This window comes from Streptomyces sp. NPDC052036 (assembly GCF_040680495.1).
Lineage (GTDB): Bacteria > Actinomycetota > Actinomycetes > Streptomycetales > Streptomycetaceae > Streptomyces.
On record NZ_JBFAWW010000012.1, the window covers coordinates 171,892 to 195,910 of the forward strand.

Annotated in this window: 23 protein-coding genes and 2 pseudogenes; 16 read left to right on the top strand and 9 right to left on the bottom strand. The window is 70.5% G+C overall.

Translation table 11 applies throughout. The features are described 5' to 3' along the window. Positions 1-81: 81 nt before the first annotated feature. Complete coding sequence (locus AB0L95_RS19090; protein WP_365162832.1) at positions 82-1,464, bottom strand: NADP-dependent succinic semialdehyde dehydrogenase; 1,383 nt, start codon at positions 1,462-1,464, stop codon at positions 82-84. A 359-nt stretch (positions 1,465-1,823) separates the two neighbouring features. Here AB0L95_RS19090 and AB0L95_RS19095 point away from each other — a divergent pair, with 359 nt between their 5' ends. After that, positions 1,824-2,474 (top strand): alcohol dehydrogenase catalytic domain-containing protein, encoded by a 651-nt coding sequence (locus AB0L95_RS19095; protein ID WP_365162870.1) that lies wholly within the window; start codon positions 1,824-1,826, stop codon positions 2,472-2,474. Between the two features lie 72 nt (positions 2,475-2,546). Here AB0L95_RS19095 and AB0L95_RS19100 read toward each other — a convergent pair whose 3' ends face one another. Next, positions 2,547-3,050, bottom strand: coding sequence for a hypothetical protein (locus AB0L95_RS19100; protein WP_365162871.1), 504 nt, complete (start codon positions 3,048-3,050; stop codon positions 2,547-2,549). A 282-nt stretch (positions 3,051-3,332) separates the two neighbouring features. On the opposite strand from AB0L95_RS19100, the gene AB0L95_RS19105 reads away from it, so the two are divergent. Further along, positions 3,333-3,830, top strand: a complete 498-nt coding sequence (locus tag AB0L95_RS19105) for a hypothetical protein (RefSeq protein WP_365162833.1) — start codon at positions 3,333-3,335, stop codon at positions 3,828-3,830. Here AB0L95_RS19105 and AB0L95_RS19110 read toward each other — a convergent pair. After that, positions 3,793-4,230 (bottom strand): annotated as a pseudogene (locus tag AB0L95_RS19110) (SDR family NAD(P)-dependent oxidoreductase); the annotation flags it as partial. The gene AB0L95_RS19105 and the pseudogene AB0L95_RS19110 overlap by 38 nt on opposite strands. A 289-nt stretch (positions 4,231-4,519) precedes the next feature. Further along, a complete protein-coding gene (locus AB0L95_RS19115) occupies positions 4,520-5,971 on the bottom strand; it encodes a carboxylesterase family protein (protein ID WP_365162872.1) in 1,452 nt (483 codons plus the stop codon). Between the two features lie 125 nt (positions 5,972-6,096). Between AB0L95_RS19115 and AB0L95_RS19120 the strand changes: the two genes are divergently transcribed. Next, entirely contained in the window at positions 6,097-7,074 is a 978-nt protein-coding gene (locus AB0L95_RS19120; RefSeq protein ID WP_365162834.1) for an Lrp/AsnC family transcriptional regulator, read from the top strand. 214 nt (positions 7,075-7,288) lie between these two features. Continuing rightward, entirely contained in the window at positions 7,289-9,094 is a 1,806-nt protein-coding gene (locus AB0L95_RS19125) for an alkaline phosphatase family protein (RefSeq protein WP_365162835.1), read from the top strand. Positions 9,095-9,335: 241 nt separating this feature from the next. Here the strand turns inward: AB0L95_RS19125 and AB0L95_RS19130 are convergent, their stop codons facing one another. Further along, positions 9,336-10,229 (bottom strand): MBL fold metallo-hydrolase, encoded by an 894-nt coding sequence (locus AB0L95_RS19130; RefSeq protein ID WP_365162836.1) that lies wholly within the window; start codon positions 10,227-10,229, stop codon positions 9,336-9,338. 82 nt (positions 10,230-10,311) lie between these two features. Here AB0L95_RS19130 and AB0L95_RS19135 point away from each other — a divergent pair, with 82 nt between their 5' ends. The 4 genes from AB0L95_RS19135 to AB0L95_RS19150 all read left to right on the top strand — a co-directional run bounded on the left by AB0L95_RS19135 (position 10,312) and on the right by AB0L95_RS19150 (position 12,977). Continuing rightward, complete coding sequence (locus AB0L95_RS19135; RefSeq protein WP_365162837.1) at positions 10,312-11,163, top strand: LysR substrate-binding domain-containing protein; 852 nt, start codon at positions 10,312-10,314, stop codon at positions 11,161-11,163. A 201-nt stretch (positions 11,164-11,364) separates the two neighbouring features. Further along, positions 11,365-11,778, top strand: a complete 414-nt coding sequence (locus AB0L95_RS19140; RefSeq protein WP_365162838.1) for a sortase-dependent protein — start codon at positions 11,365-11,367, stop codon at positions 11,776-11,778. Then, positions 11,775-12,398, top strand: coding sequence for a class F sortase (locus tag AB0L95_RS19145; protein ID WP_365162839.1), 624 nt, complete (start codon positions 11,775-11,777; stop codon positions 12,396-12,398). Before AB0L95_RS19140 ends, AB0L95_RS19145 begins: the two co-directional genes overlap by 4 nt. A gap of 87 nt (positions 12,399-12,485) precedes the next feature. Then, positions 12,486-12,977: an RNA polymerase sigma factor gene (locus AB0L95_RS19150; RefSeq protein WP_365162840.1), complete on the top strand. Its 492-nt coding sequence runs from the start codon at positions 12,486-12,488 to the stop codon at positions 12,975-12,977. Between the two features lie 210 nt (positions 12,978-13,187). On the opposite strand, the gene AB0L95_RS19155 is transcribed toward AB0L95_RS19150, so the two are convergent. Continuing rightward, entirely contained in the window at positions 13,188-13,532 is a 345-nt protein-coding gene (locus AB0L95_RS19155) for a hypothetical protein (RefSeq protein ID WP_365162841.1), read from the bottom strand. 20 nt (positions 13,533-13,552) lie between these two features. Between AB0L95_RS19155 and AB0L95_RS19160 the strand changes: the two genes are divergently transcribed. Further along, positions 13,553-14,089: a hypothetical protein gene (locus AB0L95_RS19160; RefSeq protein ID WP_365162842.1), complete on the top strand. Its 537-nt coding sequence runs from the start codon at positions 13,553-13,555 to the stop codon at positions 14,087-14,089. Between the two features lie 50 nt (positions 14,090-14,139). Here AB0L95_RS19160 and AB0L95_RS19165 read toward each other — a convergent pair whose 3' ends face one another. Next, complete coding sequence (locus AB0L95_RS19165; protein ID WP_365162843.1) at positions 14,140-14,823, bottom strand: glycerophosphodiester phosphodiesterase; 684 nt, start codon at positions 14,821-14,823, stop codon at positions 14,140-14,142. 22 nt (positions 14,824-14,845) lie between these two features. Further along, positions 14,846-15,959 (bottom strand): annotated as a pseudogene (locus AB0L95_RS19170) (adenosine deaminase). A gap of 229 nt (positions 15,960-16,188) precedes the next feature. On the opposite strand from AB0L95_RS19170, the gene AB0L95_RS19175 reads away from it, so the two are divergent. Together AB0L95_RS19175 and AB0L95_RS19180 are read left to right on the top strand one after the other, a co-directional pair. After that, a complete protein-coding gene (locus AB0L95_RS19175) occupies positions 16,189-16,854 on the top strand; it encodes a DUF4190 domain-containing protein (RefSeq protein WP_365162844.1) in 666 nt (221 codons plus the stop codon). A 94-nt stretch (positions 16,855-16,948) separates the two neighbouring features. After that, a complete protein-coding gene (locus AB0L95_RS19180; protein ID WP_365162845.1) occupies positions 16,949-17,404 on the top strand; it encodes a DUF4190 domain-containing protein in 456 nt (151 codons plus the stop codon). 90 nt (positions 17,405-17,494) lie between these two features. On the opposite strand, the gene AB0L95_RS19185 is transcribed toward AB0L95_RS19180, so the two are convergent. Next, positions 17,495-18,055: an NADAR family protein gene (locus AB0L95_RS19185; protein ID WP_365162846.1), complete on the bottom strand. Its 561-nt coding sequence runs from the start codon at positions 18,053-18,055 to the stop codon at positions 17,495-17,497. A gap of 210 nt (positions 18,056-18,265) precedes the next feature. Between AB0L95_RS19185 and AB0L95_RS19190 the strand changes: the two genes are divergently transcribed. From AB0L95_RS19190 to AB0L95_RS19210, 5 genes are read left to right on the top strand one after another with little or no spacing between them, the layout of a single operon-like run. Then, the gene (locus tag AB0L95_RS19190) at positions 18,266-19,819 is read left to right on the top strand and encodes a gamma-aminobutyraldehyde dehydrogenase (RefSeq protein ID WP_365162847.1); all 1,554 of its coding nucleotides are present in this window, start codon (positions 18,266-18,268) and stop codon (positions 19,817-19,819) included. A 50-nt stretch (positions 19,820-19,869) separates the two neighbouring features. Continuing rightward, positions 19,870-21,117: a spermidine/putrescine ABC transporter substrate-binding protein gene (locus tag AB0L95_RS19195; RefSeq protein WP_365162848.1), complete on the top strand. Its 1,248-nt coding sequence runs from the start codon at positions 19,870-19,872 to the stop codon at positions 21,115-21,117. Then, entirely contained in the window at positions 21,114-22,277 is a 1,164-nt protein-coding gene (locus tag AB0L95_RS19200; protein ID WP_365162849.1) for an ABC transporter ATP-binding protein, read from the top strand. Before AB0L95_RS19195 ends, AB0L95_RS19200 begins: the two co-directional genes overlap by 4 nt. Continuing rightward, entirely contained in the window at positions 22,277-23,206 is a 930-nt protein-coding gene (locus AB0L95_RS19205; protein ID WP_365162850.1) for an ABC transporter permease, read from the top strand. The genes AB0L95_RS19200 and AB0L95_RS19205 overlap by 1 nt, the downstream gene beginning before the upstream one ends. Continuing rightward, positions 23,207-24,007 carry an ABC transporter permease gene (locus tag AB0L95_RS19210; protein WP_365162851.1) on the top strand — a complete coding sequence of 267 codons (801 nt, stop codon included), beginning with the start codon at positions 23,207-23,209 and terminating at the stop codon, positions 24,005-24,007. Positions 24,008-24,019: the final 12 nt, after the last annotated feature.

Here is a 24,019-nt window from a genome sequence, read left to right on the forward strand (position 1 = left end):
CCTCCTTGGCTCGGCGGGCCGCGCGCCGCGACAGCCGACGCGTATGCCGGTGGTGTCGACTGCCGTGCGGTGACCGGGAGTTCAGGCGTCCTGGCCGATCCAGACGGTCTTGGCGTTCATGAACTCCCGCATGCCGAGGTCGGACAACTCGCGTCCGTAGCCGCTGCGTTTGACGCCGCCGAAGGGGATCTCGGGGTAGCTGGTCGTGTTGCCGTTGATGAAGGCCATGCCCGACTGCACGTCGCGGACGAACAGTTCGCGTTCGGCCTCGTCCTCGCTCCACAGGTTCGACCCGAGGCCGTAGGGGTGGCCGTTGGCCTCCCGCAGGGCCTCCTCCAGTGAGGGGACCGTCCACACCTGCGCCACGGGGCCGAAGACCTCCTCGTGGTACATGTTCATGTTCGGTGTGATGCCGGTCAGCACGGTGGGCGGGTAGAACCAGCCGGGACCGTCCGGGCGTTCGCCGCCCAGCAGCACCGTCGCGCCCTTGCTCACGGCGTCGTCGACGTAGGACTCCACATCCCGCCGGCCGGACTCGGTGGCCAGCGGACCGACGTCGGTGCCCTCCTCCATCGGGTCGCCCACCACCAGCGCGCCCATCTTCGCCACGAACATCTCGATGAACTCGTCAGCGATGTCCTGGTGCACGAAGAACCGCTTGCCGTTGATGCAGGACTGCCCGTTGTTCAGGCACCGAGCCTTGACCGCGACATCGGTGGCCCGCTCCAGATTCGTGGAGGGCATGACGATGAACGGGTCCGAACCGCCGAGTTCGAGGACCACCTTCTTGATCTCGTCGCCGGCGATGGTGGCCACCGATCGGCCCGCCGGCTCACTGCCCGTCAGCGTCGCGGCCGCCACCCGCGGGTCGCGCAGCACCTGCTCCACCCTCTTCGCGGGGATCAGCAGAGTCTGGAACACGTCGGCCGGGAAGCCCGCGTCACGGAAGAGCTCTTCCAGGTACAAGGCGCACTGCGGCACGTTCGAGGCGTGCTTGAGCAGGCCCACGTTCCCCGCCATCAGGGCGGGCGCGGCGAACCGCATGGCCTGCCACAACGGCAGATTCCACGGCATCACCGCGAGCACCACACCGATCGGCTGGTACGTCACGAACGTCTGCTTCGCGTGCACGCGCTCGCTGTCCCTGTCCAGGTCCCGCAGGAACGCGGGGCCCTCGGCGGCGTAGAAACGCAGCCCGTGCACGCACTTGACCACTTCCTCCTCCGCCGCGCGGAAGGTCTTGCCCATCTCCGTGGTGATCATCTGGCTGACGCTCTCGATCTCCTTCTCCAGGCGTTCGGCCGCATGCTGCAGCCATCCCGCCCGCTCATCGACGCTCGTCAACCGGTACGAGGCGGCCGCGGCCGCCGCCCGGGCAAGCTTGTCCTCCAGTTCCTCGGGAGTCAGTTCGTCGAACCTCCTGAGGACCTCCCCTGTCACGGGACTCGTCGTTGCAATAGCCATAAATCAACCGTATAGTCACTCGATCGGGCCAGCAATTCACCTGTTTGCCCCAGTCTCGCCTGCCCTGCAGGGCGCCGCGCCCCATCGTCGGCAGCCGTACCTTCCACCGGCGGTCTCGGTGACCCGCCGTCCAGCAGCGACGACCCGCCATGCGGCCACCACATCTGCTGTCGATCACCTTGCACAGCACCGGATGCGCGGCAAGTGCAGACACGCGAGCATGAGATGTCCGCAGCGGCGGCCGCGGTGACCGACGCCAGAACCCGGTACCCGATTCCTGCCCACGCCGCACGGCTCGAGCCGCTGTTCCGCTTGCCGGCGAGACCGAGGCCCACGTGGTGCAGATGCGAGCAGCCCGGATGCACGGATACCGGGTTCCCCTTCGAATCGACGAGGTACCCGTGCCCGAGCCCGGGCCGGACGAGATTCTTCTGAAGGTCGCTGCCACGGGAATGTGCCGAAGCGACTACCAACTCCTCGACGGCTATTTCAAGGGCCCGTTCCCTGTGGAGCTCCCCTGCATCCCCGGTCATGAGGTCACCGGCCGAGTGGCGGGACTGGGCAGCGGCGTACCGAAGAAGGCGGGCTACTCGGAGGGCGACATGGTGGTCGTCCATCCCAGCTGGGGAGACGGCACGTGCCGGCAGTGCCGCGAAGGAAACGAGCAGTTGTGCAGCGGCAACGGCCGGTGGGTGGGGGCGATACCCGGAGGCAGGCCACTGGCTGACCAGGCCGGGGGCGGCCCGGATGATCTCCAACGTGGGGGTGCGGCCTCTCCTTGCGCAGGATCGGCCGCACCCCTCGCGCCGACCGTCCGGCACGCCGCTGTCCGGCTCACGGACGCGGGGGTCCTTCTGTCTCACGTCACGGAGCTCGTCGTGCTGAGCAGCCTCATTGCGAGGCCCCGCGTGAGCGAAGGTAGCGCCATCCGAAGTAGAGCACCCCTGACACTCCTGCGACGGCACCCGCGCCACACAGCGCTGTTGCCCACGCGGCCATGTCCTGTGTGATCCACAACAGACTCACCACGGTCAGTGCTACGGCGAACAGGAATCGCTCTCCATAGCCCGGGCCGCGACCGGTCAGTCCCCGGTGGCCGTGCACTTGTAGGTCACGCCTTTCATTTTGATGTCCCGGTACCCCACCTTCAGGTTCACGGGCGCGACATCGCCGCCACCGCCGCCACCGCCACCCTTTTTCTGGCAGTAATAGCCGAGCGCCTCGAGCTTTTTGAGATCACTCTTCCTCTGGTACTCGTTGTACGACTTGATCATGCCTGCTTGCTGTTCCTGAGGCGTTACCTGCTTTGCCTTCGAGTACAGATAGCACCCGATGCTGGCGCCGATTCCCACCCATGACGCTCCCTTGGCCAGCGCCTTGGTCAGGCCTGCGGCGCCACTGCCGATTCCGATGACAGCGCAGATCTCATCGGCTCCGGCGCGGAGTTGTCCATCCGTCGCCGTCTGCGTGACCGGCACGACTTCCTCGTTCTCCGACGGAGCCGCGTACGCGGTGTTCGCGCCGATGCCGCATATTGCGCTGGTCATGGCGCAGGCGATGACGGCGGAAATTCCCTTGCTTCGCATGTCCACGAAGTGGATCCCCCATTATTCAGATATTGCTTGGTCAGAGCGAAGACGAGGCTACCAGCGAGGTCATGTGTACGCAATGGTGAACTTTGCCTTGACGGGCGGCTTTCTCCGGGAGAGTGACTCTGCGAAATCGGATTAATCTCGCATAATTGGCATGACGTCTTTTGGGCGCCGATCAGGGCGTCATACCCGGGATATCGGGGCTTCGGTACGCGTCGTCGTTTCACCTCCGGACGGCGTCGTGTGCTCGTACGGCGGCAGTCCGTGCCGGGAGCGATGAGACGATGGCCGTCCTCGGGAGAGATCCGGCCCGGTGTCATGGCGCTGTGCGACGTGGACCGCCCGATGGCATTCGCCCACGAGGACGACTTCGTGTCGATCGCGTTGATCGTTCCTGGCCAGGAGGTCGACCGCCGCAGTCCGGCCGCAGCCCGCGAGCCGCAGGTGTTCAGCGGTGTCAGCGGTCTGGGCCGGGTGATCCGGCAGATGGTCACCACGCTGCAGGAGGAGCGTGAACAATTCTCCGGGACGACCTTCGACATCGCCTGCGAGCGGCTGCTCGACCTTGTCTGTCTCGCTGCCGGGGGCGCCACGGACTCGGCGCCGACTGAGCAGCGGGAGACGGTCGAGGCGGAGATCCGGCGGTATGTGCGCCGGCACGCCTGCGACCGCGACCTCGGTGTCGTAGGCATCGCGCGGGCTGTCGGCCCTGTTCGGTGTCGGCGCCGCCGATGGCCCCGTCGAGTCCCGGCGTGTCGATCGTCCCCGGGCTGATGGCGTTGACCCGGATGCCCCGGCCCCTGAGCTCGTTGGCCCAGGTGCGGGCGAAGGACCGCGCCGCCGCCTTCGTGGCCGAATAGACGCCGAAGCCCTCCGGTCCCTCGACCGTCCAGATCGAGGCCGAGAGGATGACAGCGGCGTGGTCGTTCAGCAGCGGCAGCGCCTTCTGCACGGTGAAGACCGTGCCCTTCACGTTCACACCGAGGATCAGGTCCAGGTGTTCCTCCGTGGCCTGGGCGAGCGGGGCCACCTCTCCCACGCCGGCGTTCGCGTACAGCACATCCACCCGGCGGCCGTCCACGGAGATCCGTTCGGCGAAGCGGCGGGCGCTCGCCAGACCGATGCCCGTCGAGCCACCGGTCACCACCGCAGTCCTGCCGTCGAGCTGTCCCATTGCATCCTCTTGTTGGTTCCGATCACCGCATACGGCCGCGCACCACGTCGGACACGGCACGCCGCACCCGGGCGAACGACATGCCCTCTGTCCCTGGTGCGGGCCGGCCGCCGACGGCCTCCACTCTCACGCCCCGCGCCCGGACGGTCTTTCGCGTGGGCGCACGGTCCTTGCGCGGGGACGCAGGTCCGGTCCCGGCCCCGGACACGGCGAACGGGGACCGGTGCGGTGGCTTTCGCTCCGCTTCCCGTCCCCGTTCCTCCTCGACTCAGCCGAATTCCTCCTCGACTCAGCCGAAGTGCCGGACGCGTGCGGCCGTCGCGGGTGCGTAGGGCAGCCAGTCGGTCGCCGATCCGGTCGTGACGAACGCGGCGACCGCGCTCGCGAAGCTGTGCCCCAGGGCGCGCTGGGCTTCTCCGGGCCTGCCCAGCATCGGGCTGTCCGGGTAGGCGTCGAACGTGTTGAAGAGGAAGGGCAGTTCGCCGCAGTGGGTGGCGCCCAGGGCGTGCTCGTCCTCGGCCGGCCGGTAGTCGAACTGGTAGACGTACGTCGCGTTGCCGCCGGCCGCGTGGTGGTCGGCGATCTCCAGCGCGCCGTCGCGGAACAGTTTGTCGGTCTGCACCGCGGTGAAGACCTGCGCCGGCGTCGCCCGCGGAAGTCGGGCGGCCTGTCGCTGGTAGACCTCGTGGGCCCGTTCGCCGAGGTGGCCGGTCAGGACGTCCAGCGCGCCGGCGGTGGTGAGGTTCTGGATGCGCGGGTCGAAGGCGCAGAAGGCCGTGGTCTCGTCCCGGGTGGTGCCGAGCAGCAGTGCCTTGCCCTCCAGGGCGCCGTCCGCCAGTGCCAGCCGCCGGCCACGGGGAACACCGGGGCCGCCGAGCACCGGATACATCGGCGGGGCGACGTTGCCAGTGCGCGCGAGTTCGCCCGCGAGCCGGCCGTAGGCGGACAGGAGTTGCTCGACAGGCAGGGCCCGCAGTGCCTTTGCGGTGTCGGCACCGCCCGGCACGCCGAGCAGTCGCAGGTAGGCCTCGGCGTTCTCGGCCGCGTCCTGCGGGTCCTGCGGGGCCAGGCCCCAGGGGCCGCTCTGCAGCAGCACCCGGGTGACGAGCCCCGTGGTCTGCGGATCGAGCGCCAGGGACAGGGCCGAGTACGCTCCGGCCGACTGCCCGCCGATCGTCACCGTGCGCGGGTCGCCGCCGAAGGAGGCGATGTTGTCCCGCACCCAGCGCAGCACGGCGGCCTGGTCCTGGGGACCGAGGTTGGCGGCGCCGATCTCCGGCAGGTACAGGTAACCCAGCGGGCCCAGCCGGTAGTTCGCGGTCACCACCACGATGTCGCCCAGCGCGGCGAGACGGCCGCCGTCGTACCAGTCCCATCCGCCGGAGCCGCTGGTGAAGCCGCCCCCGTGCCACCAGACCAGGACCGGGCGGGGGGCACCGCCCTCGAACGCCCGCGCCGGTGCGAAGACGTTGAGGGTCAGGCTGCCGTCCTCGTTCCAGTCCGGAACGCGGCGCCCCATCACCTGCTCCAGGCGGGAGGCCGCCTGTGGGACCGCCGGCCCGGCCTGCGCCGCCTCCCGCACCCCCCGCCATCCCGGGTGCGGCTGCGGCGGCGCGAATCGCAGCTCACCGACCGGCGACGCTGCATAGGGGATTCCCCGGAAGGAGATCGCCTCGCCCCCCGCGACGCCCCTGACCTTGCCGCGGTCCGTCTCCACGGTCCGGCCCTCGAAGCCCGTCATCGTGCTCACCGCTCTCGTCTCGACTCTCGTCTCGGTTGCTCTGCGTCCGTTTCTAGTCCGGGCGACGTCATCTGAGCCAGAAGGAGCCGTTTGAAGCATGAATGAAGGACATACAATCCTGTTTCGTGGAGAAAGTGCGCCATCACCTGAATGAAACGGACAGCCGGATCGCCGCCGCGATGCTGGCTGCCCCGCGCGCCTCGTGGCGTACGGTCGGCCGCGTCCTGGGCATCTCGGAGCGCACCGTGGTGCGCCGTGCGGCACCGCTGTTCCACGACGGCACGCTGCGCGCCACAGCCGTACGCAACCCCGTGCACTTCCCCGATCTGATTCCGCTGGCGCTGCGCATCCGGTGCCGGCCCAACCGGATCAGCGCCATCGCCGCCACCCTGGCCCGCCGCCCCGACACCGTCTGGGTGGACGTCCTCGGCGGCGGGGACGAGATCTGCACCATCCTGTTCCTGGACGGGCCGGACGCGCGCAACACGCTGCTGCTGCGCGATCTTCCCGCCACCCCCGCGGTCCGGTCGTGGACCTCTCATGTGCTCCTGCGGGTCTTCCCGGCCGCCTTCGACTGGAGCGGGGGCCTGCTGTCGGAGGCCGAGCTGACCGGTCTACGGCCGGACATCTCCGAGGCACCGGCCCGTCCCGCCCTCCTGCCCGTCGACGACCAGCTGATCGCCGCGCTGACGGAGGACGGACGAGCCTCCTACACCGATCTCGCGCGCCGCGCCGACACCACCGCCCTCACCGCCCGCCGCCGGGTGGAGGCACTGGCGGGCGGCCAGGTCATCAGGCTCGCGACCGAAGTCGATCTCGCCCGGCTGGGCATCCGGGCCGAGGCCCTCCTGTGGATCACCGTCGCCCCCGGGGGACTGGAGGAGACGGGCCGGCAGTTCAGCCGCCACCCGCAGGTCCGCTTCACCTCGGCCACCACGGGCCCGGCCAACCTCCTCGTGGCCGTCGCGGCGGCCGATCTCGACGCGCTCTACCACTTCCTGAGCGACACCGTCGGCGCGCTCCCGCACATCACCACCCTGGAGGTCGCCCCCATCCTGACCGGGGTCAAAAGGACCGGCCTGGTCCGCCCGGGCAGCCTCTGAGCCGAAACCGCGTGCGGTTCACGGCAAGGTCGCCGTCACCGACGCCGTCCCCCCAGGGCCTTGCCGCCCGCGTCCGGCGTCAACTTGTCTGAACAAGTTTGACTGTGGTTCGTCCGGTCGACAGCGGCGACCGATACCCATGTCCCGTTCGTGACGTCCGGTCATACCCTGCAGCACCCTTACGGCACCCTCATCTACGGGACGAGGTACACGCATGCGAAAGCGATGGAGATCCCTCGGCGGGCTGCTCACCCTCCTCGGTGCACTGATCGTCGCCGCTCCCGCCCCCGCCCGGGCGGCGGGGAGCAGCGGCAATCTGATCGTCGACGGGGACGCGGAGTCCGGCGGCTACTGCACCGACGACTGGGGCGCGGCCACCACCGTGCCCGGCTGGACCACCGAGGCCGGCGGCCCGGACGTCATGTGCTCCACCGTCGCGTCCTTCGGGCTGCCGGGCGACGGCAAGGCGCCCGGCAAGGCCTTCTTCGGGCCCGGCAACTTCGGCGACGGCGCGATGACGCAGACCGTGGACCTCTCCTCGGCGGCCTCGGCCATCGACGGCGGGGGAGTGAACTACAACCTCTCCGGCTGGCTCGGCGGCTGGACTGTCCACAGCGGCTATGTCGCGGTCGGTCTGCACTTCCACGACGCGAACGGCCGGCCGCTCGGCGCGACCGCCGCACTGCCGACCGTCTCCGCGAGCGACCGGGGCCTGGCCACCAAGTTCCTCTCGCGCAGCACCACCGGCGCGGTCCCCGCGGGGACGCGGTCCGTCGAGGTCGAGGTGCAGTTCCTGTCGACGTCCAACGAGACCGGCTACCTGGACAACCTCTCGCTGACCCTGAACACCCCGGTCACGGCGCCCGCCCCGGTCGCGCCGCCCGTGTCGAAGGTGCCCGGCTACGACCACGTCTTCACGGTCATGATGGAGAACACCGACTACTCCCAGATCATGAACGATCCGGCGGACACGCCCTACATCCACAGCCTGATGGCCCAGGGCGCGACGCTGACCGACGCGCACGGCGTCTACCACCCCAGCGACGAGAACTACCTCGCCATCGCCGGCGGAGACACCTACGCCAAGGGCGCCACCTACTGGCCCGACATCAACTCCCCGCAACGCAACCTGGGCGACACCCTGGAGGCGGCCGGAAGGAGCTGGAAGGCCTATGAGCAGGGCATGGGCACCCCCTGCAACACCAGTACCGCCAACGACCGTTACTACGAGCCCGACGACGCGCCGTTCATCAACTACACCGACATCAGCGGCAACGCGTCCCGCTGTGCCGCGCACCTGTTCGACACCTCGCAGCTGACCACCGACCTGAAGTCGGCCGCGACCACCCCGAACTTCTCCTGGATCGCCGCCGACGACTACTACGACGGCGAGGCCTCGGGCAACGGCAGCGCCACCAGCCTCAAGACGCAGGACGGCTGGCTGAAGCAGACCCTCGCCCCGGTGCTGGCCTCTCCCGCCTGGACCCAGCAGCGCTCGCTGCTCCTGCTGACCTGGGACGAGAGCGACAGCGAGGCCTACAACCACCTGGCCACCGTGGTCGTCGGCTCGCAGGGCACCGTCCCGGCCGGGACCAGCAGCCCGGACCACTACGACCACTACGGCATCGGCCGCACCGTCGAGGCGGCCCTCGGCCTGCCCGGCCTGACCGCCAACGACACCTACGCGACACCGCTGAACGCCGCCTTCGCGCCGTCCACCGCCAGCCGGCCGACGCTCACCGGCACCCTGAACGCGGTCGAGAGCGGCGGCAACGTCACCTTCCGGTACGCGGTGCCGTCCGCCGCGCAAGTGAGCGCGAAGAACTGGATCGGCATCTACCCGGCGGGGGTGACCCCGGGCCGGCAGTCCTCGCTGACCTGGTCCTACGCCCCCGACGCCAGCGGTGCGCTGACCCTCTCCACGGGCAAGCTCAACGGGGCGGGTGCGTACGACGTGTACTACCTCGCCGACGACGGCTACTCGGTGCTGGCCGGGCCGTTCTCCCTGTCCGTCGGCTGATCGGCCGGTCAGGGCGACGCGGCCGGCCGGCTGTCCGGCGCGTCGCCCCTCACCGGTGCTCCCGCGGGACCGCGAGACGGCGTCTGTACGCGTCCTCGTCGATCTGCCCGCGGACGAATCCCTCCGCCGGGAGATCCTCGGCCCGCCGGGTGCCGCCCCGTCCGAACCCACCGGAACCGGACGGGGCGCGTCGGGCCGCCCACCGGCGTGGGCGCGGTGGGAGCAGCGGACGAGGGCGAAGTCATCCGGCGTGCTCGGCGCACAGGCACCCGACGCCCCGCTCGATCCACTCCCGTCCGGCCCACTCCGGATGCCGCTCGATCAGCAACGCCCGCACCTCGGCCACGATCTCGTCCTCTCCCAGCGCGGAGTCACGCCGCCGCCAGGTCTCGTCGCGCAACTCGCGCAGATAGTCACGGACGTCGGCGAGCACCTGCGGGCCGCCGAGGTCGCCATGACCGGGCACGACCACCCGCGGTCCGGCGGCGGCCAGCCGGTCCAGCGCCGCCAGCCAGCCCACGCCGGAGACATCCGTGTCATACGGCGGGAACCACGGGAAGATGGCGAACTGCCCGGTCTCGGCCAGGTCCCCGGTGAACAGCACGCCGGCGTCCGGCACCTCGACCACCTGGTCGCCCTTCGTATGGCCCCGGCCGGTGGGCCGCAGCCGTACGGTGCGGCCGCCGAGGTCCAGGTCGTACCCGCCGTCGTAGACCTCGTCGGGGGTGGGCACCCGGACGCCGTCGAGGCGGTCGGCGATCGCCCCGCCGAAGCCCCGGAACATCTCCAGACAGCCCGGCCCCTTCGTCTTCAGGTCGTCCGCCTGCGCGCGGTTGACCAGATACGTGGCCCGGTCGGCGAACACCTGGGCGCCGAAGGCGTGCTCGGGGTGGAAGTGTGTCGTGGTCAGGTACAGCCGACGGCCGTCGGCCACCTCGGAGGCGAGGGCGAGGACCTGCTCGGCGTTGGAGATGCCGATGCCGGTCTCGACGACGAGTACGGCCTGCGTACCGCCGATGATGCCGATGTTGGGCACCGGTTGGACCCGCTGGTTCGGGATCACCAGCAGGTCCGGGGCGATCTCCTGGGCACCGGCGACCTGCAGGGCGGGGTCGGGAATCTGTTCGTCCGTCATGCTGCGATCTCAGCGGCCCGGTGCCCCGGCCGTCCAAGACCGTCTGGGTGGCCTCGATACCGTACGGGTATCGTCACCGGTCATGGAGCTACGCACGCTGCGCTACTTCGTGGCCGTCGCAGAGGAACTCCACTTCGGCCGGGCCGCCGCCCGGCTGCACATGAGCCAGCCTCCGCTGAGCCGGGCGATCAGACAGCTGGAGACCGGCCTCGGTGCCCCGCTGCTGCACCGCTCCGCCGCGGGCGTCACCCTCACCCCGGCCGGGGCGACGCTGCTGGACGAGGCGCGCGCCCTGCTCGACCGGGCCGACCGGATACGTGTGCGCGTGGCCGCGGCGGCCGGCGCCGCGACCCTCACCGTCGGTCTCCTGAGCGACAGCACCGACCGGGGCGCCGCCCGGCTCGCCGCCGCGTACCGTCGGCGGCACCCGGGTGTCGAGGTCCGTGTCCGCGAGACCGACCTGACCGATCCGACCTGCGGGCTGCGCGCAGGTCTGGTCGACATCGCGCTGACCCGTGCACCGTTCGACGAGACCGGCCTGACGGTGCGCGAGTTGCGCGCCGACCCGGTGGGCGCGGTGCTCCGCGCCGACGACCCGCTGGCCCGCCGTGACCACCTCCGGCTGGCCGACCTGGCCGGCCGGCGCTGGTTCCGGTTCCCGGACGGCACCGACTCGCTCTGGCGGTCGTACTGGAACGGCGGCGAGCCGCGCGAGGGCCCGGTGGTGCGCGCCGTCCAGGAGTGTGTGCAGGCCGTGCTCTGGAACGGCACGGTCGGAATGACCCCGCTCGGGCACGACCTGCCCGGGGAACTGGCCGTGGTACCGCTGACCGACATGGCGCCGAGCCGCGTGGTGGTCGCGGTGAAGGAGGGCGACACGAACCCCGTGATCCGTTCGTTCGTCCGGATCGCGACGGCCGCCTACCGGGACTGAGCCGGGTCGCCGCTCCACCCAGCGCGCGCCGGCCGCGTACCGCGACCGAACCCCGGGGCGCACGCCGGGCATCCCGTCGGGCGACGGCCTCCCACGGCTTTGCCTCCTCTTTACAACCTGGTCTGTCGCTGCCTCGTCTCTCCGCTCGATCCGTATGCCAGCCCGCCGGGAACGGCCGGGCCGACGAAAGAGAGCGACTCAATGCGCCGAACCGTCTTCTACGGCATGGCCCTCGCCTGCACCGCCGTGCTGGCGAGCACCGTGCCCGCGTCCGCCCACGGGGCGAAGCCCAGCCCGGTCCCCACGGTCCGCCCCACCGCCACCGTCGCCCCGACGCGCGGCGCCTCGCCCAGCGCGGTGCCGTCCATGGGCTCCGCGACTCCGAGTGCCGTGCCGACCGAGGCCTCCGCGGTCCCGAGTGCCGTGCCGACCCGGCCGTCGGGCCGGGGCCAGGTCTCCGTCGTGCCGAAGGGCGCGCCCGACACCGGAGTGACGGCCGCGTCCTCGGGCTCCGGGACCGAGAACGGCCTCATCGGCGGGGGCGCCGCCGCGGTGCTGGTCGCGGGGGGCGCGGCGGTCTTCGTCGTACGTCGCCGGCGGGCGACCGGGGCATGAGCCCCCTCTCCAGGCGCGCCTTCGCCACCGCGGTGGCGGCCACGCTGCTCGTGGGCTGCGGCGGCCCCGGACCCCACCGGACCGCGGACCCCGGCTCCGGCAGCGCACGGCCTCCCGCGCCGGCCCCCGCCAAGGCGGCGCGGGCCCTGGCGCGTTCGGTCCCGGTACGACTGCGGATCCCGGCCATCGGGGTCGACACCCCGGTCATGCGGCTGGGGCTGGCGCCGGACGGCACGGTGCAGGTGCCACCGATCACGGCACATGACCGGGCGGGCTGGTACCAGCACTCGCCGACACCGGGCCAGGTCGGCCCGTCGGTCATCCTCGGTCATGTCACGGTCGGTGCCTACGGGGACGGGGTCTTCCGTCACCTCGCGGGGCTGCACCGGGGCGACCGGATCGAGACGAGCCTGGAGAACGGCACGACAGCGGTGTTCACCGTCCGCGCGGTCCGCACGGTCGCCAAGGCGGACTTCCCCGTCGACGACGTCTACGGGAACGTGGACCGCCCGGAGCTGCGGCTCGTCACCTGCGGCGGCCCCCGCACCGGCGACGGATACCTCGACAACGTGATCGTCTTCGGCGCGCTGAGCGCCGAGCCGAAGCCCCCGCACCCCTGACCCGAGGTCATGGATCCCGGGCCGGCGGAACGTACGCCGTCGGCCCGGGGTCCTTCCCCGTGAGTGCCCTGACGACCCTGGAGAGCGTTGAAACGGTCCCGTGAGAGGGCGGCGTCCGAGCTGTTCGCCGCCCTCTACCCGCGCCTTGCCGGCTGGTGCCGCCGTCTCGTCGACGACGACGGGACGGCGCACGAGATCGCCTCGGAGGCGTTCACCCGGCTCTGGGCCCGCTGGACGTCCGTGGAGGAGCCCCGCGGTTTCCTCTACGTCACCGCGGCCAACCTCGTCCGGGACCACTGGCGCAAGCTGGAGCGCGAGCGCAGAGCCGTGCACCGGGTCACCTCGGAGGTCGCCGTGCGCCCCCACACCGAGCAGACCGATCCGTCGGTCCGTCTGCTCGTGCAGTCGCTGCCGGAACGACTGCGTGTCCCGATCCTGCTGCACTACTACGCTGACATGCCGATCCGGGAGGTGTCCGTGCTGACCGGGCGCAAGGAAGGAACCGTCAAGGCCGATCTCCACGCGGCCCGAGAACTGCTCCGCGTCCATCTGAGGAGAAGCCTTGACCACACGCTTTGACGACGGCCCCGGCGGTCCGGAGTCCGGACCCGACGACCCTCTCGCGGTGATCCTCCGGCCCCCCTCCGACCACCTCGGCGCGCCCCCCGGCCGCTACGAGGCGATCCGCCGGGCCGCGGTCCGCCGCCGGGTGCTGCGTGCCGCGGCCGGGGCTGGCGTGACCTGTGCCGTCGCCGTCCTGATCGGGCTCGGAGTCCATCTGACGGCACCTCAGTCACCGGCCTCCCCCGTGGTCCCCCTCGCGCCGCCGCCCGCGAGCGGCCGATCGCTGCCGCCCACCCCGTCGGCCTCCCTGTCGGCCTCCTCTTCGGTGACGAGGCCGCCCGGGTCCGTGAGCCCCGAGCCCTCCCGGAGGCCCCGGTCCGGCGCGTCAGGCACCCCGAGCAGCGCGGCGGTCCCCACCCGCAGGCCGTCGGCGACACCGACCCGGCCACGGATCGAGCCGTCGGCGAGCGCGGCCACCCTCGCCCCCGAGCCCGGGCACGGCACTCGGCGGTAGCCCGGTTCCGGCCGGGCCGGGCCGCCGACCGCCACCCCATTTTTGAACGTGTTCAACTCACGGGTACGCTCCTGCTATGAGCGACAGAGCCGCCCTGGTGAAGGGCATTCGCGCCTGGCTGGTCTTCTTCGTCGTCTGCCTCGTGCTCAGCGGGGCCACGGCCTTCCCCCTGGTGCACGAACTGCGCTGGACCGAGGATCTGCTCACGTCCCTGTCGGTGCCGCGGCACCTCCCCGGCCTCATGGACTGGATCGCACGGGTACGTCAGGGGATCGACGCCACCGACGCCCGCTACCCCTTCGTGCTGTACGGCACGGACTGGCTGGCGTTCGCCCACCTCGTGATCGCGATCGCCTTCTACGGGCCCTACCGCGATCCGGTCCGCAACATCTGGGTCGTCGAGTTCGGGATGATCGCCTGCGCCGGCATCGTCCCGCTCGCCCTGATCTGCGGACCGATCCGCGGGATCCCCTTCTGGTGGTCCATGATCGACATGTCGTTCGGGGTCTTCGGCGTGATACCGCTCTATGTGGTGCGCAGGAAGATCAAACTGCTGGAGTCGCTGACGGCACCGGTCCCGGCGGCCCCTCGGGCCGCGGCCGTCGGCGAGTGAGCGACGTGGCGCGGGGTCACGCTCATTGGGCCGACCGGCCCCGAAGGGCCTCAGTGGCCGCGCACCGCGTGCAGGGCGTCGAGGCGGTTGGTCGTGATCGAGTCCACGCCCAGGTCGAGAAGGCGCCGCATCGAGCGGCGGGTGTCGGGGGTCCACACGGACAGCAGATGCCCGCCCCGGTGCACCCGGGCCGCCAGCTCCGCACTTACCAGGGGGAAGCGGTAGTTGAGCCAGCGCGGGCGCACCGCGTCCAGCACGGCGGGCCGCGGCGGGGCGAGGGTCGTCCAGGTCAGGGCGATCTCCGCCGCGGAGTCGGCGGCCCGGACCGCCAGCATGGCCTGCGCCCCCGCGCAGTAGTACACCCGGTCCCGGCCCCCGCACTCCCGGACCACGTCCACGATCCGGCGCACGGCCCGGGCCGAGGGGCCGCCCGGCAGGTCGATCATCACCCGGCTTCCCTCGGTCGCGGCCAGCGCCTCCGCCAGCGTCGGCACCCCGCCCGCCGTGAGCCCCTGCATCTCGGCGCAGGAGAGCGCGGCGAGCGGCCGGTCCCGCTCCCACAACCGCTTCAGGGTCGCGTCGTGCAGCAGGACGGGAACGCCGTCCCGGGTGAGCCGTACGTCGATCTCGACCGCGTCCGCGCCCCGTTGGAGCGCGGAACGCAGCGAGCCGATCGTGTTCTCGCGGTGGCGGTAGGGGTCGCCGCGATGGGCCACGGCAGTCACGGTGCGCATGGGGCTCATTGTGTCGGTGAGGTCAGGGTGCGAGCCAGGCCGTGGTGTAGGTGTCGATCTCGGCCGCCAGCTTCTTCTTGCCGGCGTCGTCGAGGAAGGACGCCTCCACCGCGTTCCTGGCGAGACCGGCGAGTCCCCGCTCGTCCAGGTCCAGCAGCCGTGCGGCGACCGCGTACTCGTTGTTGAGGTCCGTGCCGAACATCGGCGGGTCGTCCGAGTTGATCGTCACGGGCACACCGGCCTGCACGAACTCCCTCAGGGGGTGCTCGTCGAGGGTGCTGACGGCGCGCGTGGCGATGTTGGAGGTCGGGCAGACCTCCAGCGCGATGCGGTGCTCGGCGAGGTGTGCGAGCAGCTTGGGGTCCCGGGCGGAGCTGGTGCCGTGCCCGATGCGCTCGGCGCGCAGCTCGACGAGGGCGTCCCAGACCGTCTGCGGGCCGGTGGTCTCGCCCGCGTGCGGCACGGACCGCAGACCGGCCGCGATGGCCTGGTCGAAGTATGGCTTGAACTGCGGCCGGGGGACGCCGATCTCGGGTCCGCCGAGCCCGAAAGAGATGAGCCCCTCGGGGCGCAGCCGGTCGTCGGTGGCGAGCCGGGTCGTCTCCTCCGCGGACTCCAGGCCCGCCTCGCCGGGGATGTCGAAGCACCAGCGCAGCACGGTCCCGAACTCGGCCTCCGCCGCCTTGCGGGCGTCCTCGATCGCGTCCATGAACGCGCGCTCGTCGATGCCCCGCCGGGTGGAGGAGAAGGGAGTGATGGTCAGCTCGGCGTAGCGGACCTGCTGCCGGGCCATGTCACGGGCGATCTCGTACGTCAGCAGGCGCACGTCCTCGGGGGTCCGGATGAGGTCGACGACGGACAGGTACACCTCGATGAAGTGGGCGAAGTCCGTGAAGGTGAAGTAGTCGGCCAGGGCCTCGGGGTCGGTGGGCACCCTGGAGTCGGGGTGGCGCGCGGCCAGTTCCGCGACGATACGGGGGGAGGCGGAGCCGACGTGGTGCACGTGCAGTTCGGCCTTGGGCAGTCCGGCGATGAAGGCGTGCAGGTCGCGCACGGCACCGGTGTCGTGGTGGTCGGGCAAGGTTCCTCCCCGGGAACGGCGTCGCGGCGCCGGATGAGGGCGGGACGCGGGTGATCGGCTGATCGATGACTCGGGGACGATCCTAGGCATACGGTCCGGCTCCTCGGACAGGGGCCGCCCGCTCGCCGCCGTGCGGGGGCGACCGGAGCACCGACGGGGGCCGGGCCTTAGCATGACGGTCCGAGGGATGAGGGGGATTGGCTGTGGCCGACGACATACATGGGGGACAGGGCACCGCAGGGGGTGCGGACGATCCGTGGGCACCGCCGGAGCGGAAGGTGTCGATGGACAAGCCCGCCGCCGTGCCGGCGCAGCCCGGTGAGCCCCCGGCGGGCGGGGCCCCGGTGGGCGGGACCCTGCCCTCCTTCCACGACCAGCGGACGATGGGCGGGGTGACACCGTCGGCGGCCGGGTTCGCGCCGCCCGGCTCCGGCGTGACGGGCGGCGGCCCCGGACCGGCGGGCGCCGCCCCGGGTCCGGTCGACGGGAGCTTCGTACCACCGCCGCCGATCGCGCCCGCGGACCCCGGTGCGTCCGCGTACGCCACCCCGGGCGGCTACGGCTACCCCGTGCCCCCGGGCTACGCGGGCTACGGCTGGCCCGGGATGCCCGCGCCCCCGCGCAACGGGCTCGGGATCGCCGCCATGGTTCTGGGCATCCTCGCGGTGTGCCTGTTCTGCCTGTACGGCGTGGTCTCCGTGATCCTCGGCATCCTCGCGGTGGTCTTCGGGATCAAGGGCCGCAAGCGGGCGGAGGCCGGGGAGGCCGACAACCGCGGCCAGGCCCTCGCTGGCTTCATCCTCGGTATCGTCGGGATCGTCCTCGGGGTGGCCGTGATCGTGCTGATGGTCATCGGGATCACGATGGCGGTCAACCATCCCTCGTACTCCGACGATCCCTACGTGGGGGACGCCCTCGGCGTCTCGGCGTCCGCGCAGGTCCGCGGCTGACCCCGGCCCGGTCCCGGCTCCTCTCCCGCTGCGGGGGATCAGCGCGGCGACCAGGCACTACGATGCTTCGAGCATCGACGGAGGGGAGACAGTCATGTCGAATGCCAGTCCGGGGGCCGGCGGCTTCGGACCGCCACAGCAACCACCGCAGCAGCCGGGGCAGCCGACGCCCGGCTACGGATACCCGCAGTCCGGTCCGGGGTACGGACACCCGCAGTCCGGACCGTCCTACCCGGCCGCGCCTCCCATGGCGCCTGGCTACGCCATGCCCGCCCAGCCGAGCAACGGCATGGGCACCGCGGGGCTGGTCCTGGGCATCATCGGCCTGGTCTGCAGCCTGACCTTCATCCTGTGGTTCTTCGGGGTCATCCTCGGCATCCTCGCCATCATCTTCGGCGCGCTCGGCCGGGGGAAGGCCAAGCGCGGCGAGGCCACCAACAAGGGCGCGGCGACCGCCGGGCTGGTCTGCGGAATCGTGGCGACCGTGGTGCTGCCGCTGCTGGGTTTCGTGGTCTTCGCGAGCTACCTGGGCACGGCCAGTACGTTCTGAACGGGGCCTGAGGCGTCGAAGGGGGCCGTCCCGGCGGGGCGGCCCCCTTCCTCATCCACGGCGGTACCCGGCATCAGCGCCCGTGCCCGATCACGCCCGGTCCCGCAGCCGCTCCCGCGCCTCCATCAGCGCGAACCCCAGCAGATTCGGTCCCCGCCAGCGCTCCGGATCCGTCGCGGCCTCGTCGCCCGCGGCGAGCCCGATGCCCCACACCCGGTCCACCGGGCTCGCCTCGACCAGCACCCGGTCGCCCGTGCCCAGCAGAAACGTCCGCAGATCCTCGTGCGCCCCGAACTTGTGGACGCTGCCCTCGGCCACGATCGCGAACCGCTCCCGTGCCCATATCGTCTCGTCGAAGCCGCGCACCAGCCGGCCCGCCCGCTTGGCGAGCGCCGGGTTCGGCGCGTCGAGGGCCATGCGCTCCGCGTCCGCGTCGCCGAAGAGGCGTGCCTTCGACGCCATCATCCAGTGCTCCGCCGTCGCGTACTCCACACCGTCCACGGTGAACGGCGACGGCCACCACTGACTCAGACAACTCGTCCCGATCCGTCCGTCCCCGCGCGGCCGGTGGCCCCAGAAATGCAGATACCTGACCCCCGCCCCCGCGTGGACGGCCCTGACCAGGGCTTCCCGAGAATCGATCTTCTCCATGCCACCGGAGTCTGGCAGGCACCACTGACACTCCGTCCTTCCTTTTTCTCCGGCACTCGACACCTGGTCGACAGATTCCGTCGCGTAACCAAAAGGCAACAACGGAATCACTTGTTGGAGTCCACTAGCTCTGTCAGGATCGGCACTCAAATCGAGCCGGAGCTACGCCAGCCCCCGCGTGAACGCGAGCCGGCGGCGGAGGAGAGCGCTATGCAGAACCCGGGCAACGCCGACGGCGCCGACGCCCGCCGAAGGGCGCGGGACGACATAGGGACACGTTTCGCGGAGGGTGCGCAGTACATCGGGGGCCGGCCGGCCAGCGGCACGTCGGGCCGTACGCACGCGGTGGTCGACCCGTCCACGGGCGACGAGGTGTACACCTGCGAACTGGCCGGAGCCGAGGACGTCGACCGCGCCGTGGCCGCCGCCCGTGCCGCCTTCCCCGAGTGGGCCGGCGCGACCCCCGGCGAGCGTTCCGACGCGCTGCACCGCTTCGCCGCGGTCCTCGCCGACCAGGCCGAGGACTTCGCCCGCTTCGAGTCCCTCCAGTGCGGCAAACCCCTGAAGCTGACCCGGGAGTTCGACGTCCCGGGCACGATCGACAACACGGCCTTCTTCGCCGGTGCCGCCCGGCATCTTCAGGGGCAGTCGGCCGGTGAGTACTCCGGCGACCACACCTCCTACGTCCGCCGCGAGGCCATCGGTGTCGTCGGCTCCATCGCGCCCTGGAACTACCCCCTCCAGATGGCCGCCTGGAAGATCCTCCCAGCGATCGCCGCGGGCAACACCATCGTGCTGAAGCCCGCCGAGCTGACCCCGCTGACCTCGCTGCTGTTCGCCCGGGCCGCCACCGAGGCGGGCATCCCGGACGGCGTGATCAACATCGTCACCGGGACCGGCAAGGAGGCCGGCGAGCGCCTCGTCGGCCACCCGGACGTCGCCATGACCTCGTTCACCGGCTCCACCGCCGTCGGCAAGCGGGTGGCCGAGATCGCCACCGCCACCGTCAAGCGGCTCCATCTGGAACTGGGCGGCAAGGCCCCCTTCGTGGTCTTCGACGACGCCGACCTGGAGGCCGCCGTGCACGGGGCCGTCGCGGGCGCACTCATCAACACCGGGCAGGACTGCACGGCCGCTACGCGCGCGTATGTGCAGCGGCCCCTCTATGAGGAGTTCGTCTCCCGGACGGCCGCCCTCATGGAGAGCGTCCGGCTCGGCGACCCCTTCGCACCGGGTACCGACCTCGGCCCGCTGATCTCGCACGTCCAGCGCGACCGGGTGGCCGCCTTCGTGGACCGGGCGCGCTCCTACGCGCGCGTGGTCACCGGCGGCGAGGCACCGGGGGGCGACCTCGCCAAGGGGGCCTACTTCCGGCCCACCCTGATCGCCGACGCCGCGCAGGACAGCGAGGCCGTCCAGTCCGAGATCTTCGGTCCGGTCCTGGTGGTCCTGCCCTTCGACTCCGACGACGACGGCATCCGGCTCGCCAACGACACCCCTTACGGCCTCGCCGCCTCCGCCTGGAGCCGCGACGTCTACCGGGCCAACCGGGCCACCCGCGAGATCAAGGCGGGCTGCGTCTGGGTCAACGACCACATTCCGATCATCAGCGAGATGCCCCACGGCGGATACCGCGCGTCCGGCTTCGGCAAGGACATGTCCACGTATTCGTTCGAGGAATACACGCAGATCAAGCACGTAATGTTCGACAACACTGCGGTGGCCCGCAAGGACTGGCACCGCACGATCTTCGGGGACCGATAGACCGTACCCGGCCGCCCACCACGGCCCATTCCCGAAAGGGCACCACACGCATGGAGCAGTACGAGCCCGACCGCCTGTCCCCGGCCCGAGCGGCCGCCATGCGGCGCAGCTTCGGCAACGGCAGGAGCGCTCTCACCCGCCGTTCGCTGCTGCGCGCCTCCGCGGGCGGCGCGCTCGTGGTCGGCGGACTCGGGGCGCTGAGCGCCTGCGGGATCCCCGCGGCCGACAAGAACCCGGGCGGCATGTCCGCCGAGGACCACTCGGCCAAGGAGAAGGTCGTCAACTTCTCCAACTGGCCCGAGTACATCGACGTGGACGACAAGACCAAGCGGCACCCCACGCTCGACACGTTCGCCAGGCGGACCGGCGTCCAGGTCAAGTACACCGAGGACATCAACGACAACGACGAGTTCTTCGGCAAGATCCAGCCGGAGCTCGCCGCCGGCCAGGACACCGGCCGCGACCTGATCGTCCTCACCGACTGGCTGGCCGCCCGGATGATCCGGCTCGGGTACGTCCAGAAACTGGACCCGTCCAACCTGCCGCACGCCTTCGCCGGCCTGTCGGACCAGTTCCGCGCCCCCGACTGGGATCCGGGACGTGCGTACTCCTATCCCTGGCAGGGCATCTCGACCGTCATCGCCTACAACAAGAAGGCGCTCGACGGAGTCGAGGTGAAGTCGGTCTCCGACCTGCTCGACAACCCCAAGCTCAAGGGCCGCGTCGGCTTCCTCACCGAGATGCGCGACAGCATCGGCATGACCATGCTCGACATGGGCAAGGACCCGGCCAAGTTCACCGACGACGACTACGACGCGGTGATCGCCCGCCTCCAGAAGGCCGTGGACAAGGGCCAGATCCGCCGCTTCACCGGCAACGACTACACCTCGGACCTCACCAAAGGCGACTTCGCCGCGTGCGTGGCGTGGGGCGGCGACATCGTCCAGCTCCAGGCGGACAACCCCGACGTCGGCTACGTCATCCCCGACAGCGGCTACATGACGTCGACCGACAACATGCTGATCCCCAACAAAGCGCGTCACAAGACGAACGCCGAGCGGCTCATCGACTTCTTCTACGAGCCCGAGCCGGCCGCCGAGCTCGCCGCGTACGTCAACTACGTGAGCCCCGTCGCGGGAGTGCAGCCCTATCTTGCGAGGATCGACAAGGCGGCGGCGAGCAACCCGCTGATCCTTCCCGACAAGGCCATGCAGGCGAAGTCCCATGCCTTCCGCGCGCTGACGCAGAAGGAAGAGACGGCCTACCAGCAGAAGTTCTCGAAGCTCACAGGGGCGTGACGACGATGACGACACCAGACAACAGCGGCGACGTCCGCCTCTCCGGTATCTCCAAGACCTACGGCGCCTTCACCGCCGTACACCCGCTGGACCTGACCGTGCCGCAGGGCTCCTTCTTCGCCCTGCTCGGCGCCTCCGGCTGCGGCAAGACCACCACCCTGCGCATGATCGCCGGCCTGGAGGAGCCCACCGCGGGCTCCGTGCACCTCGGCGAACAGGAAGTGACGCATCTGCCGCCGTACAAGCGGCCGGTGAACACGGTCTTCCAGTCCTACGCCCTCTTCCCGCACCTCGACATCTTCGAGAACGTCGCCTTCGGCCTGCGCCGGCGCGGCATCAAGTCGGTGAAGAAGCAGGTCGAGGAGATGCTCGACCTGGTGCAGCTCGGCGAGCAGGCGCGCAAGAAGCCGCACCAGCTCTCCGGCGGCCAGCAGCAGCGCGTGGCCGTGGCCCGGGCGCTCATCAACCACCCCAAGGTGCTCCTCCTCGACGAGCCCCTCGGCGCCCTGGACCTGAAGCTGCGCCGCCAGATGCAGCTGGAGCTCAAGCGCATCCAGACCGAGGTCGGCATCACCTTCATCCATGTCACGCACGACCAGGAGGAGGCCATGACCATGGCCGACACGGTCGCCGTGATGAACGCGGGCCGCGTCGAACAGCTCGGCTCGCCCACCGACCTCTACGAGAACCCGCAGACCACGTTCGTCGCCAACTTCCTCGGCACCTCGAACCTGATCGAGGCCGAGGTGGACGGCAAGAGCGGCGACGAGATCATCCTCAAGGCGGGCGGCGGCAAGCTCGCGCTGCCCGAGGCCCGATGTTCGGCGCCGACGAGGACCGGCGACAAGGTGCTGGTCGGGGTGCGCCCGGAGAAGATCTCCCTCACCCATGCCGACGACGCGGGGGAGATACCCGACGGCCGCAACCGCATCACCGGCACGATCGCCGACTCCAGCTTCATCGGAGTCTCGACGCAGTACGTGATCGACAGCCCCGTCTGCCCCGAGTTCGAGGTCTACGCCCAGAACATCGACCGCGACCCCCGCCTGGTGCCCGGGGCCGAGGTCGTCCTGCACTGGAACCCGGCGCACACCTTCGGCCTGGACGCGGCGCAGGACATCGACGCCGGTGTGGAGACCGTCGCGGAGGAGGCCGCCTGATGACCACTGTCACCGAGGCGCCCCCACCCCTCGCGCCCACCACTTCCGAGACCAAGCCCCCGCGCAGACGGGGCCGTCTCACGCCGTACTGGCTGCTGCTGCCCGGCCTCCTCTGGCTGGTCGTCTTCTTCGCGCTGCCGATGGTCTACCAGGCGTCCACGTCCGTGCAGACGGGCTCCCTGGAGCAGGGTTACAAGGTCACCTGGCACTTCGCGACCTACTGGGACGCGCTGAGCCAGTACTGGCCGCAGTTCGTCCGCTCGGTTCTCTACGCGGCCGCCGCGACGGTGCTGTGTCTGCTGCTCGGCTATCCGCTCGCGTACCTCATCGCCTTCCGCGCGGGCCGCTGGCGCAACCTGATCATGGTCCTGGTGATCGCCCCGTTCTTCACCAGCTTCCTGATCCGCACCCTGGCCTGGAAGACGATCCTCGCGGACAACGGCCCGGTCGTCGGCGCCCTCAGCACACTGCACGTCCTGGACGTCACCAACTGGCTCGGCTGGACCGCCGGCGACCGCGTCCTCGCCACACCGCTCGCGGTGGTGTGCGGTCTGACGTACAACTTCCTGCCGTTCATGATCCTGCCGCTCTACACCTCGCTGGAGCGCATCGACGGACGCCTCCACGAGGCGGCGGGCGACCTGTACGCCAAGCCCATCACGACCTTCCGGAAGGTCACCTTCCCGCTGTCGATGCCGGGTGTGGTCTCCGGCACGCTGCTGACCTTCATCCCGGCGGCCGGTGACTACGTCAACGCCGATCTGCTCGGCTCCACGGACACCCGCATGGTCGGAAACGTCATCCAGACGCAGTTCCTGCGGATTCTCGACTATCCGACGGCCGCGGCGCTCTCCTTCATCCTCATGGCCGCGATCCTCGTCATGGTCACGGTCTACATTCGCAGGTCCGGGACGGAGGATCTGGTCTAAATGGCCTTCGTACGCTGGCTCAGGCGCAATCTCGTCATTCTCGCGGGACTGCTGACGCTCGGATATCTGCTGCTGCCGAACGTCATCGTCACGGTGTTCTCCTTCAACAAACCGAAGGGACGCTTCAACTACGAGTGGCAGCAGTTCTCCCTGGACGCCTGGAAGAACCCGTGCGGTGTCGCCGACATGTGCGGCTCGCTGTCGATCAGCCTCCAGATCGCGGTGTGGGCGACGCTCGGCGCCACCATCCTCGGCACGATGATCGCCTTCGCGCTGGTGCGCTACCGCTTCCGCGCCCGCGGCGCCGTGAACTCGCTGATCTTCCTGCCGATGGCGATGCCCGAGGTCGTCATGGCGGCCTCGCTGCTCACCCTCTTCCTCAACATGGGTGCGCAGCTCGGCTTCTGGACGATCCTCATCGCGCACATCATGTTCTGCCTCAGCTTCGTCGTCACCGCGGTCAAGGCGCGCGTGATGTCGATGGACCCGCGCCTGGAGCAGGCGGCCCAGGATCTCTACGCCGGGCCCGCGCAGACCTTCCTGCGCGTCACCCTGCCCATCGCGGCCCCCGGAATCGCCGCGGGCGCGCTGCTCGCCTTCGCGCTCTCCTTCGACGATTTCATCATCACCAATTTCAACGCGGGTTCGACCGTCACCTTCCCCATGTTCGTCTGGGGATCGGCCCAGCGTGGAACGCCCGTTCAGATCAATGTCATCGGTACGACGATGTTCATCGTCGCCGTACTGTTCGTCCTGGCCTCCATGGTCATCGGCAATCGCCGGAATCGCCAGAAGGCGTAAACCGCCCCGTGT